Genomic DNA, 13,414 nt, shown 5'->3' on the forward strand with positions numbered 1-13,414 from the left:
GCCCCGACTCCGGGCCGTGACGAGTCACGTGAAGGACACAACCCGGTATCGACGTTCATTCAACTCTCGGTGACGCTTCAGAGTGCTAAGGCCAAGGCCTCGGCCTGGATCTCCTCCGACTCCGCCGCGGTGAGCCACATCTGCCCCCGCAGCCAGGCCCGCTTGAGATGCAGATGTACGTCCGCCTCCCAGGTGAAGCCCATCCCACCGAACACCTGGAGGCAGTCGCGGGCGCCCTGGACGGCTGCCTCGTCGGCCAGCAGCTTGGCGCCGGCGATCTCGGTGAAGTCCTCGGTGACGGCCGCCGCGTAGACGGCGGCGCGGGCCACTTCCGTGCGTACGAGCATCTGGGCACACAGATGCTTGACTGCCTGGAAGCCTCCGATGAGCTGCCCGAACTGTTCGCGTTCCTTGGCGTATTGGACGGCCATCTCGGTGGTGCGGGCGGCGCTGCCGAGCTGTTCGGCGGCGGTGAGAAGGATCGCGTCCGGGCGTGGCGGGGCCTGGGGACCGTCCGGGATCCGGTGCAGCGGGGTGAGCGGGTCCATGGACCGTAGCTGCCGCGCGTGGGGCAGATCCTTCGGATACCGGATCCGCATCCCCGCCCCGTGGATGACGACTGCCGCGTCGGCGTCGGCGAAGTGCGGAATCAGGCCGCGCAGTTGATGGCCGCAGGTGATGACCTGCGTGCCGTCCGCGGCGCCCGGCACCCGGCCCGCCGCCAGATGGGTCGCGACCAGCGGTCCGTTCAGCAGCGCCCTGCCCGCCTCCTCGAAGAGCAGCACCGCCTCGGGCAGTCCGAGCCCGGCCCCGCCCTCCTCCTCCGGCATCCGCAGCGCGAAGAACCCGGCCGCGCCGAGCTCCCGCCACAGCTCCCGGTCGACGGTGCCCTCGCGGTCCACGGCCGCCCTGAGCGCGTCGCGGCCGAAGCGGCCCGCGAGCAGCTCCCGTACGCCGCTCCGCAGAGCACGCTGGTCGCCCGTCAACCGGAAGTCCATCGGCGCCCCTTCGGAAGGCCGAGTATCCGCTCGGCGACGATGTTCTGCTGGATCTGCGAGGTGCCCGCGGCGATCGTGTACGACAGCGAGGAGAGCCGGTCGCCCGTCCACTCCTCGTCCAGGTCCATCGCGTCGGGACCGAGCACCTCGGCGGCCGTGTCGTACAGCTCCTGGCGCGCGTGCGAGTAGCGGAGTTTGAAGACGGAGCCGCCGGTGCCGGGTACGCCGCCGGTGTTCTGCGCCTCGCTGACGTTCCACTGGGTGAGCCGCCACAGGGCGCGGAACTCCGCGTTGAGCCGGCCGAGTCTGCGGCGCAGCACCGGATCGTCCCAATGGCCGTTCCGCCGGGCCGTACGGGCCAGTTCGCCGAGTGTGCGGCGGCAGGCGACGACCTCGCCGACGAAGGCCGTGCCGCGTTCGAAGGAGAGGGTGACCATGGTGACGCGCCAGCCGTCGTTCTCCTCGCCGACCCGGTTAGCCACCGGAACGCGGACCTCGTCGAGGAACATCTCCGCGAACTCCGCGGACCCGGCGAGCGTGCGCAGCGGGCGGACCGTGACCCCGGGCGAGTCCATGGGCATCGCCAGCCAGGAGATCCCGCGGTGTCTCGGCGCCTGCGGGTCCGTCCGTACCAGCAGCTCGCACCAGTCGGCCACCTCTGCGTGCGAGGTCCAGATCTTGGAGCCGGTGACCACGTACGAGTCCCCGTCCCTGACGGCCTTCGTACGCAGCGACGCCAGGTCCGAGCCCGCGTCCGGTTCGCTGAAGCCCTGGCACCAGACCTCGTCGCCGCGCAGCACGGGCGGCAGCCAGCGGGCGCGCTGCTCGGCCGTGCCCTCGGCGGCGACGGTGGGGCCCGCGTGCAGCAGTCCCACGAAGTTCGCGCCCACGTACGGCGCCCCGGCCCGCTCCGTCTCCTCCAGATAGATCAGATGCTGGGTCGGCGTCGCACCCTGCCCACCCGCGTCGACGGGCCAGTGCAGGCCCGCGTATCCGGCGTCGTACAGCATCCGCTGCCAGGCCGTGTCGTACGACCGCCGGCCCGGCCAGTCCAGCGGATCGGGCTTCGGGGGCAGCTTCGGCAGCGACAGCGCCAGCCAGGAACGCAGCCGCGCCCGGAAGTCCTGCTCTTCCTCGGTGTACGTGAGGTCCACTACCGGTCCAGGTCCAGTTCGAGCATCCGGATCGCATTGCCGCGCATCAGCTTGTGGACCGTCTCGTCGTCGAAGCCCTTTACGGGGTCGAGGTGGGCCGGCTCGATCACATGGTCGTCGACGCTGATGATCCGAGGCAGTTCCATGCTGGTGTCCCCTCCGGCATACGGAATCCGACGGCGAATCCGGCGACATATCTGATGACCCGTCAGGAAGCAGGCTAGCCCCGCACCCCTGGACCGACAAGGCGGTGAGCCCTACGCTCTCCGCACGATCTGACTATCCGTCAGCAACGGAGGGGCCGGGCATGAACGAGACCGCACACGCCCTGGGTGAATCCCGCACGCTCTGGGAACTCGTCGAACGCCGCGCAGGGCTCACCCCGGACCGCCCGGTGCTGATCCAGGACGACCGCAGCCTCACCTTCGGCGCGCTGCGGGACCGCTCCGAACGGGTCGCCGCGGGGCTGTACGAACTGGGGGTGCGGCCCGGCAGTGTGGTCGCCTGGCAGCTGCCGACCCGGATCGAGACGGCACTGCTCTCCTTCGCGCTCGCCCGGATCGGGGCCGTACAGTCGCCGGTCATCCCCTTCTACCGGGACCGCGAGGTGGGCTTCGCGCTACGGGAGTCCAAGGCGGAGTTCTTCGCCGTGCCGGGCACCTGGCGCGGCTTCGACCACGCGGGCATGGCGCACCGCCTCGCGCTGGAGCTCCCCGAGCCGCCGCTGGTCTTCGAGGCGTACGACACGCTGCCCGACGCCGATCCCTCCGTACTGCCGCCGCCGCCCGCCGACGGGACATCCGTCCGCTGGATCTACTGGACCTCCGGCACCACCTCGGACCCCAAGGGCGTGCTGCACACCGACCGCTCGCTGATCGCTGGCGGCTCCTGCCTGGCCCACGCGCTGCAGCTGTCGTCCGACGACGTCGGCTCGATGGCGTTCCCCTTCGCGCACATCGCCGGGCCCGACTACACGGTGATGCTGCTGCTGTACGGCTTCCCGGCGATGATGTTCGAGCAGTTCGCGCTGCCCGCCGCACTCGAGGCCTACCGCAGCCACGGTGTGACGGTCGCGGGCGGCTCCACCGCCTTCTACTCGATGTTCCTCGCCGAGCAGCGCAAACGGCCGGAGCACAAGCTCATCCCCAGCCTGCGGCTGCTGGCCGGCGGCGGAGCGCCGAAGCCGCCGGAGATCTACCACGCCGTCGTACGCGAGATGGGCTGCCAGCTCACGCACGGCTACGGCATGACCGAGGTCCCCATGATCACCATGGGCGCGCCCGACGACACCGTGGAGATGCTCGCCACGACCGAGGGGCGGCCGCCGGAGGGCATGGAGATACGGATCGTGGACGGCGAGGTGCGACTGCGCGGCGAGGCCGTCTGCCAGGGATATCTGGATCCGGCCCAGAGCGCCGCCGCCTTCGACGGCGAGGGCTTCTTCATCACCGGCGACCTGGGGTACGTCACCGGGTCCGGGCATCTCGTCCTCACCGGCCGGATCAAGGACGTCATCATCCGCAAGGGCGAGAACATCTCGGCGAAGGAGATCGAGGACTTGCTGCACGAGCACCCGGCCGTCGAGGACGTGGCGGTGATCGGACTGCCGGACGCCGAGCGGGGCGAGCGGGTCTGCGCAGTGGTGGAGCAGCCGGAGGGCGCCGAGGAGTTGAGCCTCGGCGCCCTCACGGCGTATCTGCGCGAACAGGGGCTGTCGGTGCACAAGCTGCCGGAACAGCTGGAGGTGGTGGAGGGGCTGCCGCGGAACGAGACCTTGCGGAAGGTGCTGAAGTACAAGCTCAGGGAGCGGTATTCGTGACGGGTGCGGGCGGGTCCGGGCGGTCCGGGCTCGGGTCCCGGCCCGGGTCCGGCGGGTCCGAGGGAATGTCCCCTACCCGCCCGCGCCCGAACCGGAGCAAGCCCCGGACCTCCTGTGCGGCCTTCGGACTCATGTCCTCAATCGCCGGACGGGCTCCACTGCCACGGCTCCACGACTACGGCTCCGGTGTGACGAAGTACGAGGCGAAGCCCGTCAGGATCTCATCCTCGGTGATCCTGCCGTCGCCGTCCCCGTCCAGCGCCGCCGCAACCTGCGTCGCGACACCCGGGGCCACTCCGAGCACCCGTAGCACCCGCTCGGCGGCGGAAGGGGTCACACCGCCGCCGTCCTCGTCGGCGATGGCGATCACGGCGTGGAGGAAGGGGCGGGCGATCTCTGCGAATCGCTGGGGGTTGTCACGCAGTCTCTTCACCGCACCCGTGATGAACTCCTGGCGGGTGACCCGCTGGTCCCCGTCCACGTCGGCGATTCCGGCCATGCCCTGCCAGAACGCCTCCGCACCGCTGTAGAGGGCCTGGCCCTTGTCGCAGCGGGCGGTCGTGGAGAACTCGGCGAGCAGCGCGGCTGCCGCCCCGCTGAAGTCCTCACGGTCGATATAGCCATTGCCGTCCTGGTCGAAGGCGGCGAAGCGGGAAGCGATCTTGCGCTCGTACTCTGCGCTGTCCATGCGGGGAGCGTACGACCCCGAGCACTGACGCGTGCAAGTACTCCGCCAATTACGTCAGGACGACATCCGGGCGGACGCCCGGTGACGGCGGAGAGTCACGCCATGACTGCGGTCAGGCGGAGAGCGGCTGGGCCTCCTCGTCGACGGCCGAGCCCGCGTCCGCGTACACCTCGAAGAGCCGGCGCACGCCGAGGGCGGCCAGGACCCGGTTGACGTGCGAGCCGTCCTCCGCTCCGCGGGCGGGGAGGATCAGCCGCATCCGGCCCCGGCAGGAGCGCAGCAGCCGACGCGCGGCGATCAGCACGCCGACGCCGCTGGAGTCGCAGAAGAGCACCTCGGAGAGGTCGAGCACGAGATCGCGGCGGCCGCCGGCGACCGCGTCATGGACATGCTGACGCACCACGGGCGAGGACACGAGGTCCAGCTCGCCGCAGACGTGCAGCACGGTCCACGCGCCGTGCCGGGTCTCGTCCACCTTGAGCATCATGACCGGACCTCTCCTCCTGCCGATCCGGAGCCGTGCGACCGCCGGCCGGCAGACGCCGGCCGGCGGACACGGAAATCCGGAAGCTGTCCTTCCCCTCGCGGCTGCCCCACCGCTCACCCATGAAACACGATGCTCACAGCCGAAACACGATGCTCACGGCCATCGGTCTCCCGGCATCCCGGCCCTCCTCCGGCTCACACTTGCCGCAAAGATGCGTGCGTCCCCGGCCCCGCGCACTACATTCGAAGGGGCGACAGGCACAAAGCGCACGCTTGGGGGCCGGATGGCAAAGGACACACCACCGCGCTGGGACCGCAGGATGCAGCAGCGGCTCGCGCGGGGAGAGGCCGCTGCCCTCGGCGAGCTCTACGACAGGTTCGCCTCGCTGGTGCACATGCTCGCCCACCGGGTGCTCGACGACGACACGGCGGCCGACCAGGTCACCCGCGAAGTCTTCGGCTACATCTGGGAGAACCCCGACGCGTACGACCCCAAGCAGGGCTCGATGCGGTCCTGGGTCGCCAGACTCACCAACAGCCAGGCCGTCCACCGGCTGCGCCAGACCGAGGCCGCCGCGCTCGCGGAAGGTGGCGAGGGCACCACGGAGGAGCTGGAGCAGAAGGTCCGCAGGGCGGCGGTGGCGGCCCGCGCCGACTACATCGTCACCTCCATGCCGGCGCCACTGCGGGCCGCACTGGAGCTCGCCTATTTCCAGCGCAGGGACTATCGCCAGACCGCGGCCGACCTCGGGGTCACCGAGGACGAGGCCAGGCGCCGGCTGCGGCTGGGCCTGCAACTGCTCTCCACCGCCCAGACCCGCCCCCTGGAAGGCTCGTCCCCGCCCCGGTACGGACGCTCCTTGTGAACGGGCCTCTGGACGGCGGCCGCGGCGCCGACGGGGACGGCCGCGACGAGAGGCACGGCGTCCCGCGTATACCGGGACCGCGGTGGGCGCCGGACGATCTGGATCCGCCGGCGCGCATCGTCCCGCCGCCCGTACCGACCGCGCCGCCCGTACCGACCGCGCCGCCCGTACAACCAGGTGGCCGGCCCGAGGCGGGTCGTGGCGGACCCGGTGGCGGCGACGGGGAGGGGCCTTCGCACAGCGTGCTGAAGTCCCTGCTCGGCGCCTGGGCGCTGTCCGCCTGCTCCGCCGAGGAGACCGCGGCCGTCGAGGCGCACCTCGGCGACTGCGCGCCCTGCGCGGACGAGGCGCTGCGGCTGCGTGACGCCGTCGCTCTGCTGCACACCGACCGGGACCTGGACCTCGACCCGCTGCTGCGCTTCCGGGTGCTCGAGAACTGCCTGGTCCGCAGGCCCGCCCGTATCCCGGTGCCGGCCTGGGCGACTCCGTACGACGCCGAGACGGCGCGGCTCGACGCGCTGCTGCGGGACATCGGCGACGCGGAATGGCATGCGCCGGTACGCCTCAAATGGTTCGAGGGCGAACGGCAGGTGAGCCGCAGAACGACCGTCGCCGGAGTCATCGGCCATCTCATGACCGTCGACGGACTGGTCGCGGGCGCGCTGGGGCTGGACGATCCCCTCGGGTCCGACGCGCCGAGAGTGCCCACCGAGCGCACCGAGGCTTTCTGGCGCACCGAGGACCTGCCGCCCACCCGTACCGTCCGCGAGCCCTGGCGCGACCAGAGCCACACACTGATCCGCACAGTCTCCTTCGCCGGCCGCGGCGCCGCCGAACTGTCCGTGTCGTACGGGAACTTCGCCCTTCCGCTGCGGGACTCCCTGCTGGACCGCGCCTTCGAGTGCTGGATGCACGCGGGCGACATCGCGGACGCGGTGGACTATCCGTACGAGCCACCGAGCGGCTCCCATCTGCACGGGATGATCGATCTGGCCGCCCGGCTACTGCCTGCCGCGCTCGCCGACCGCAGACGTGCGGGCCTCGCCGGACCGGCCAGACACCTGGTCGCGGCCGGCACACCGGGCCGGTCGCTGCATCTGGAGGTCGAGGGCTCGGGCGGCGGTAACTGGTACATCGCCCTGGACTCCCCGGCCGCGATCGGCTCCGCGGACCAGGCGGTGGCTCAAGTGGCCCTGGACGGCGTGGAGTTCTGCCGACTGATGGCGGGCCATGTCTCGCCGGAGGAGGCCGCGGCGGGCCAGGACGGCGACCGGGAGGCGATCCGGGACGTACTGTTCGCGGCGGCGTCGCTGAGCAGGCTCTAGAAGATGGATGAAGATCCTGTTCAGGCGGTGGCGCGCAGTCGGTCCCGGACCAGCGAGATCGCCACGACCAGTGCCGCGACCAGTGCGGAGAGGATCACCTGCTCGCGTCCGGCGTCGTCGGTGAGCATATAGACCAGGACGAAGGAGATCATTGCGATGGTCGCCCAGGTCAGGTACGGGAAGAGCCACATCCGTACGACGAGCTTGTCCGGTGATTCGCGCAGCAGGATGGGGCGCATCTTCAGCTGGGTGAAGCAGATGACCAGCCAGACGAACAGGGCGATGGCACCGGAGGAGTTCAGCAGGAACAGGAACACCGTGTCGGGCCACTGGTAGTTGAAGAAGACGGCGGCGAAGCCGAAGACGACCGATCCCAGGATGGCGGCCTGCGGCACGCCGCGGCTGTTGGTACGGGCGAATGCTGCGGGTGCGTCACCACGCCGGCCGAGTGAGAAGGCCATGCGGGAGGCGGTGTACAGGCCGGAGTTGAGGCAGGACAGCACGGCGGTAAGGACGATGACGTTCATGATCTGGCCGGCGTGCGGGATGCCGATCGCGTCGAGCGCCGCTACGTACGAGCCCTTCTCCTTGATCGCCGGGTCGTCCCACCTGAGCAGAGAGACCACGACCAGGATCGAGCCGAGATAGAAGACGCCGATCCGCCAGATCACGCTGTTGGTGGCCTTGGTGACGGCGCGTCGCGGGTTCTCCGACTCACCGGCGGCGAGGGTGACGATCTCGCTTCCCATGAAGGAGAAGACGACCATGAGGATGCCGGTGAGGATCGCCCCGGGGCCGTTGGGCAGGAACCCGCCGTGGCCGGTCAGATGGGCCAGGCCCACAGATTCGTGACCGGAGCCGGGCAGTACGCCGAACACCGCGAGAGCGCCGATCACGATGAAGCCGGCGATGGCAACGACCTTGATACCGGCGAACCAGAACTCGAACTCGCCGTAGGAGCCGACCGAGGCCAAGTTGGTCGCCGTGAGGACCACCATGACGATGAGGGCCCAGCCCCACTGCGGGACGGCCGGGACCCATCCCTCGAGGATCTTCGCGCCGGCGGTGGCCTCGACGGCCAGGACCACGACCCAGAAGAACCAGTACAGCCAGCCGATGGAGAAGCCGGCCCAGCGGCCGAGCGCCCGGTCGGCGTAGGCGGAGAACGAGCCGGAGGTGGGGTGGGCCGCGGCCATCTCGCCGAGCATCCGCATGACAAAGACGACCATCGCGCCCACCAGGGCGTACGACAGCAGGATGCCGGGGCCGGCGGCCGCGATCCCGGAGGCGGAACCGACGAACAGGCCGGCGCCGATCACACCGCCGATCGCGATCATCGACAGATGACGGTTCTTGAGCCCGGCACTGAGGCCGTCCGCGGACGGCGTCTGCCCGCTCTCACGGGGTGGCGAAGCCATGTCGGTGTTCCTGGGGTGCGCGCTCATGCTCAGTCCTTACAGAGGAAAGGAATCGGGACAGAGGGAAGAGATCTGGGCAAAACCGGCCTGCGGGGTCGTGCACATGCCGAGCACGGGTGGGACGACGGTGTGTACGGCCACTCGGGAGGCCGGAAGGCCGGCCCGCCGGATCAGGTCTGCCTGTTCGCGGCCTGTCGCCGTTGCCGATGCCCACGTGTCGGGTGAGGACGGCCGTCCGGCTCATCGGGCTCGGCTACATGGAGCCGCCGGGGGCGAGGACACGTGAGGGTGGGGAGCGCCAGGGGGTGACCCGGCGCGCTGAATCGGGGTACGCAGACGATAGGAGCGAGCGCGGCCGGGCCACCATGGACAGATGTCACGCACGCTGGAGCGCTCTTCAGACACATGCTCAAACGCAGTCGCGGATGTGCAGCCCGATTCGCCCTACCAGCACGGCGACGGCCCGGCGCTATGGCAAAGGCCCGGCACGGCGACAGCCCGGCGACGGCGGCGGTGATAGGGCCGAGGTCCTCGCATCCGGTGGCTGTCGGGACCGTTCACGGCCAGGTGGCCGGATGGCAGCCCGGGAGACATGCGTCGGCGATCTCCGCCGGGGCGTCGCCTTCTGGCGGGTGATCGCAGCGCTCTGCCGACGGCCACGGCACGAAAGCCCCGTCCCCGCGCTGCACCAGCAGCCGCTTGCCGTGTGTCACCACGCCCCGCGGCCGCAGCCCGCTCAGGCTCGCGGTCGTATACGCGGCGGTCAGGCTGTTGAGGTCGTGGACGTCGCCGATCCGGAACAGGGACCGGGTCTCTGCGATGGCCTCGTGCTCGCCCGCGCGCATGACCACCCGCAACTCCGGTGCGACGGCCAGGGCTGCCACCGATACGGCGATGTTGTCCAGGTCGTCGGAGGCCACGGCGGCCAGCGCCTGCGCCTGCTGCAGATTGAGCGTGCTCAGCACGAACCGGTCGGTCGCGTCGGCGACGACCACGGGCACGCCCAGTGCCCTGGCCAGACGCAGCATCGGCGCTGCCGGATTCCGCTCGAGTGCGATCACGCCGATGCCCAGAGCCTGCAGCTGGGTGCAGAGGCGCAGGCCGACCTGCCCGAGCCCGACAACGACCACATGCCCCGCCCGCGGCAGAGCACGGGAGCCCACGATGCCGACCGCGCGCGGTCCCAGCAGACGATCGACCATCCCCGCGGTGAACACAGCGGTGAACACAATGGTGACAAGCATCGCGACGGCAGAGAACACCAGATAGGCGTCCGAACCATGGGCGGCCGCCGGGCCGACGGCAGATACCGTTCGCGCCGCTTCGAACAAAGCCTCTACGGGCGGGCGGTGGTTCAGGGCCACGGCCCAGGACCAGTCGGCCAGCAGCACCGTGAGCAGCCCGGCCAGACCCGTCAGCATGATCCGCGAGCTGCCGTCGTGCGGTCGCAGCTGCCCTCGGATCCTGCCCAGCCGGGCCCGGCACCGCAGCGAGCGCGGCGGCCGCCACGACTCCAGGCGCACGGCCCCCTCCTGCCAACGAGCGCCTATGTGGCCCGCAGGTGTCCCGGTCAGGCTCAGCAGATCGGGCTGGAGGCAGGCGGCAAGGAGAACGGGCGCGGCGACGTCGGCCGGCGAGGTGACCTGACAGTTCGGCAGTACGCGCAGGAGCTGCTCACTGACCGTGCGGTCGAAGACCGTCACCACCAGCTTGACGTTGGGGCGGATGTGCTCAACGGCGAGCGCGTAGCGCAAGGACTCCACGTCGTCGTCGAGGAGCACCGCAACGCCGGCCACCTCCCGCCGCAGCGCCCGGCGCAGATCCTCGTCCCCGGGACGGTCGAGGTGACACACAAGATGTCCGGCCGACTGCAGCACACCGCAAACCCTGCGCGCCATGTCGCTGCCGATCACCACGAAGTACAGCCGTGGCGCTGCGCTCTCGGGCATCACTGCGCACTCCCTCACCTCTCGGGTGGTGAGAACGCTAGGGGCCCGCACCGCCTGTGTGCTCGTCCCTGTGTCTGACATCGGAGGGCCATGGGTTGTACGCCTGCACAAGACCGAAGGGGTAGGGCCTGTCCGGTCTGCTCTCGAAGGCGGCCACCCACTCGTCGTGCCCGGTGAGACGGCCTTCGGGCGCCTGCGCGCCATCGCCTTTTCTGATCAACATGAGGTGCCGTAAGAACCGTGCCACCAGCCACAGACGGCGGTGACCTCAGCGTGAAGGTACGTGCTGGGAGAAGAACGAGAGCACGTGGTTGCGCACCATGGCCACCGATTTTGCCGGGTCGATCGAGCCGACCAGCTTGATCCGGTCGTTGGCGGTCATCAGTCCGGCGGCCTGCAACTGGGGTGCTATGGCGGCGTAGTCGGTGAACACCCAGTGCGTGGCGTTGTCGAGCTGCCGCCAGCGGGTGCATTCTCCCGGGTGGGCGAGCATGGCCGACCAGGAACGCTCGAACCGCGCGTCGCGGAAGCCGTCGGTCCCGAACAGCAGCAATGGCCGGTCCACCCCGTGCTGAGCAGTCGGGAGCAGTTCACCTTCCTGACCGGGCCTGTCCGGCGGGTAGTCCAGGTAGCCCTCCAGATTGACCGCCGCGTCGATACGCCGGTCCTCATACATCGCCTCGGTCGCGGTCGTCCCGCCCGCCGAGTGGCCGTATATACCCACCCGCCGCAGGTCCAGGGCGCGGCCAAGGTTCTCGGGCAGCGTGCGTGCTTCCGCGTCGGGATTCCGGCCGGCTGCCAGGGTCGTCAGCTCGTCCAGTACGAACCGTGTGTCCGCGAGCCGGGTGTCGATCACCGTACGGAAGACCTGCGGGTCTTGGGGGGTTCCCGGCAATCCGTACTCTCGTACTCTGCCGTCGGGAAACTCGACCGCACTGGATTCGCCCGGGTGATCGATGGTCACCACCACGTAGCCGCAGCCGGCCAGTTCCTCGGCGACCCCGGTGCCGACGGTGCGCGGGTCACCGCCTCCTGGGGTGTACAGCAGCACCGGCCGCCGGACCGGCTGTGCGGGCGCGCCCGCGTATGAGTGGGTCATGGTGGCCGCCCAGTCCACACCACTCTTTGGCAACTCCGGATGCAGGTAGATGGGGTCGAAGGCCTTGAACTTCTCCGCTGCAGCGGGGGTCATCTGCGGCGCGATCGGATAGCGGTGGACAGTGCGAGCGGGGTAGAACACCGTGACCATCACTTCCCGGACGGGGATGGTGCTGTCCCACGGGTCGCGCCTGCGCTGATCGACCAGATGCAGCGTGGTGACCCCGATCCGGTGCGGGCCGGTCGGAGGCTGCAACCGCACGGTGATGTCGCCCGCGGCCCGTGCCTGCGCGACGCCGCCGCCCGTGAGCAGCGCCGCGGCGGCCAGCACGGCCGAGGTGGTGACGGTCCGTCGGTCCACTACGGCGATCCCCTCACCCCCGGGGCCGGCATCAAGGGCTCGCTCAAGCGCACCGGCGCGGCCCACGCGCTCACCGGTGCCGGTCTTCCTGCGGAACATGGCTATCCCCCTGTGCCTCTGTGACGTTGGTCCTTGTGTCTTCCGACGGCCCCTTGAGTGAATGAACGAAGGGGGCACGATCTGAATGCTGGCGCTCGAAGGAAGTGCGGTCGAGGGTTCAGGCCCTGTCCGAAACGATGGCGCGGCGCGGCCTGGGAGACTAGTGATCCGGATCCGTTTCACGGCCGCCGACTTCGCGCGGGTCCGGTTCGCGCCCCGGCCGGCCCCGCTGCAAGAGCTGAACGCGGCCCTGATGATGATGTGCCGCCCCGACGAGGAGTTGCTCTTCGGCCTATGGAGACAGCGGGTGCTCCGCTCCCTGCCCGTCACCGTCCGGCCGCTGAGGGACCTGGTCCCTGCGCAGGAGGCCCCCCACTTCATCGACGTGTTCAGCGACACTCTGCAGGAGGGACTGGACACCGTCCGAGCTTCGCGCCCGGACCTGGTCCGCTCCGAAATCGAGCGGGTCTACGCCACGCACACGTCCCCGGCGCCGCTGTGGATCCGCGAGCTGCACCAAGGTGGTGCCAACGCCTGGCAAGTCCTCCGCCGGGCCCAGCACGCAGCCTTCGAAACGGTCGTGAACCCTGTGTGGACCTTGGTGCAGGACCTGCACCAGACGGAGTTCACCCGCCATGCCCTGGCCGTGGCCGAACACGGCATTGGTGCCGCACTCGCCGTACTCGTCCCCGGCACCCGGTTACATGAGGGCGTCTGGGAGTTCGAGGGGCCGGAGCGGGACATCACACTGCACGGGCGCGGCGTGTTGCTCCTGCCCACCTTCCACTGGACCGGCCATCCCCTCATCTCCAGCTTGCCCGACCACCCCCTGGTCGTGACCTATCCAGCCGGTCCGGGCCTGCCGCTCGCGCCGACCGGTCCGGTCGGCACGGACGACGCGCTGGCCGTGGTGCTCGGGCGGACCCGCCTCGACATCCTGCTCCGGCTCGGGGAGGAGCACACCACCAGTGAGCTTGCCCGGCGGCTGGGTGTCAGCAATGCCACCGCTTCGGCCCATACCGCCGCGCTGCGCGGCGCCGGCCTGATCACCACGGTCCGCGCCGGACGGGCGGTCCTGCACCAGCGCACTGCTCTGGGGAGCCTGCTGGTTCAGCGACGTATTGGAACGCGGCGCGCGCACGGCTGACAGTAG

At 70.2% G+C, this 13,414-nt stretch carries 12 protein-coding genes; 4 read left to right on the plus strand and 8 right to left on the minus strand.

The genetic code is table 11. The features are described from left to right. Positions 1 to 77: 77 nt before the first annotated feature. The 3 genes from AB0D12_RS14960 to AB0D12_RS14970 are packed head-to-tail and all read right to left on the minus strand — an operon-like array spanning position 78 to position 2,298. The gene (locus tag AB0D12_RS14960; RefSeq protein ID WP_362681568.1) at positions 78 to 998 is read right to left on the minus strand and encodes an acyl-CoA dehydrogenase family protein; all 921 of its coding nucleotides are present in this window, start codon (positions 996 to 998) and stop codon (positions 78 to 80) included. Then, entirely contained in the window at positions 983 to 2,152 is a 1,170-nt protein-coding gene (locus AB0D12_RS14965) for an acyl-CoA dehydrogenase (RefSeq protein WP_362681571.1), read from the minus strand. The genes AB0D12_RS14960 and AB0D12_RS14965 overlap by 16 nt, the downstream gene beginning before the upstream one ends. Then, positions 2,152 to 2,298 carry a hypothetical protein gene (locus tag AB0D12_RS14970; protein ID WP_362682091.1) on the minus strand — a complete coding sequence of 49 codons (147 nt, stop codon included), beginning with the start codon at positions 2,296 to 2,298 and terminating at the stop codon, positions 2,152 to 2,154. Before AB0D12_RS14970 ends, AB0D12_RS14965 begins: the two co-directional genes overlap by 1 nt. Positions 2,299 to 2,459: 161 nt before the next feature. Between AB0D12_RS14970 and AB0D12_RS14975 the strand changes: the two genes are divergently transcribed. After that, positions 2,460 to 3,971 (plus strand): AMP-binding protein, encoded by a 1,512-nt coding sequence (locus AB0D12_RS14975; RefSeq protein WP_362681574.1) that lies wholly within the window; start codon positions 2,460 to 2,462, stop codon positions 3,969 to 3,971. Between the two features lie 175 nt (positions 3,972 to 4,146). Here the strand turns inward: AB0D12_RS14975 and AB0D12_RS14980 are convergent, their stop codons facing one another. Further along, positions 4,147 to 4,659, minus strand: coding sequence for an EF-hand domain-containing protein (locus AB0D12_RS14980; RefSeq protein WP_327324332.1), 513 nt, complete (start codon positions 4,657 to 4,659; stop codon positions 4,147 to 4,149). A gap of 112 nt (positions 4,660 to 4,771) precedes the next feature. Next, positions 4,772 to 5,146, minus strand: coding sequence for an STAS domain-containing protein (locus AB0D12_RS14985; RefSeq protein WP_362681577.1), 375 nt, complete (start codon positions 5,144 to 5,146; stop codon positions 4,772 to 4,774). Between the two features lie 283 nt (positions 5,147 to 5,429). Between AB0D12_RS14985 and AB0D12_RS14990 the strand changes: the two genes are divergently transcribed. Then, entirely contained in the window at positions 5,430 to 6,011 is a 582-nt protein-coding gene (locus AB0D12_RS14990; protein ID WP_362681580.1) for a sigma-70 family RNA polymerase sigma factor, read from the plus strand. Beyond that, positions 6,008 to 7,336, plus strand: a complete 1,329-nt coding sequence (locus AB0D12_RS14995; RefSeq protein WP_362681583.1) for a maleylpyruvate isomerase N-terminal domain-containing protein — start codon at positions 6,008 to 6,010, stop codon at positions 7,334 to 7,336. The genes AB0D12_RS14990 and AB0D12_RS14995 overlap by 4 nt, the downstream gene beginning before the upstream one ends. 20 nt (positions 7,337 to 7,356) lie before the next feature. On the opposite strand, the gene AB0D12_RS15000 is transcribed toward AB0D12_RS14995, so the two are convergent. From AB0D12_RS15000 to AB0D12_RS15010, 3 genes are all read right to left on the minus strand, one after another. Then, positions 7,357 to 8,754: an amino acid permease gene (locus AB0D12_RS15000; protein WP_362682077.1), complete on the minus strand. Its 1,398-nt coding sequence runs from the start codon at positions 8,752 to 8,754 to the stop codon at positions 7,357 to 7,359. Between the two features lie 557 nt (positions 8,755 to 9,311). Beyond that, on the minus strand, positions 9,312 to 10,703 hold the full coding sequence (locus AB0D12_RS15005) for an NAD-binding protein (RefSeq protein WP_362681586.1): 1,392 nt from the start codon (positions 10,701 to 10,703) through the stop codon (positions 9,312 to 9,314). Between the two features lie 268 nt (positions 10,704 to 10,971). After that, a complete protein-coding gene (locus tag AB0D12_RS15010; protein WP_362681589.1) occupies positions 10,972 to 12,261 on the minus strand; it encodes an alpha/beta hydrolase in 1,290 nt (429 codons plus the stop codon). Positions 12,262 to 12,424: 163 nt separating this feature from the next. On the opposite strand from AB0D12_RS15010, the gene AB0D12_RS15015 reads away from it, so the two are divergent. Then, the gene (locus AB0D12_RS15015; RefSeq protein WP_362681592.1) at positions 12,425 to 13,408 is read left to right on the plus strand and encodes a winged helix-turn-helix domain-containing protein; all 984 of its coding nucleotides are present in this window, start codon (positions 12,425 to 12,427) and stop codon (positions 13,406 to 13,408) included. Positions 13,409 to 13,414 lie beyond the last annotated feature (6 nt).

The sequence above is a fragment of the Streptomyces sp. NPDC048479 genome (genome assembly GCF_040651435.1).
In the GTDB taxonomy this organism is placed as follows: domain Bacteria; phylum Actinomycetota; class Actinomycetes; order Streptomycetales; family Streptomycetaceae; genus Streptomyces.

What these genes read in the sequence shown, in the direction of transcription:
- AB0D12_RS14960 (WP_362681568.1), bottom strand. Translation starts at nt 998, where the DNA reads ATGGACTTCCGGTTGACGGGCGACCAGCGTGCTCTGCGGAGCGGCGTA.
- AB0D12_RS14970 (WP_362682091.1), bottom strand. Translation starts at nt 2,298, where the DNA reads ATGGAACTGCCTCGGATCATCAGCGTCGACGACCATGTGATCGAGCCG.
- AB0D12_RS14975 (WP_362681574.1), top strand. Translation starts at nt 2,460, where the DNA reads ATGAACGAGACCGCACACGCCCTGGGTGAATCCCGCACGCTCTGGGAA.
- AB0D12_RS14980 (WP_327324332.1), bottom strand. Translation starts at nt 4,659, where the DNA reads ATGGACAGCGCAGAGTACGAGCGCAAGATCGCTTCCCGCTTCGCCGCC.
- AB0D12_RS14985 (WP_362681577.1), bottom strand. Translation starts at nt 5,146, where the DNA reads ATGATGCTCAAGGTGGACGAGACCCGGCACGGCGCGTGGACCGTGCTG.
- AB0D12_RS14990 (WP_362681580.1), top strand. Translation starts at nt 5,430, where the DNA reads ATGGCAAAGGACACACCACCGCGCTGGGACCGCAGGATGCAGCAGCGG.
- AB0D12_RS15000 (WP_362682077.1), bottom strand. Translation starts at nt 8,754, where the DNA reads ATGGCTTCGCCACCCCGTGAGAGCGGGCAGACGCCGTCCGCGGACGGC.
- AB0D12_RS15005 (WP_362681586.1), bottom strand. Translation starts at nt 10,703, where the DNA reads ATGCCCGAGAGCGCAGCGCCACGGCTGTACTTCGTGGTGATCGGCAGC.
- AB0D12_RS15010 (WP_362681589.1), bottom strand. Translation starts at nt 12,261, where the DNA reads ATGTTCCGCAGGAAGACCGGCACCGGTGAGCGCGTGGGCCGCGCCGGT.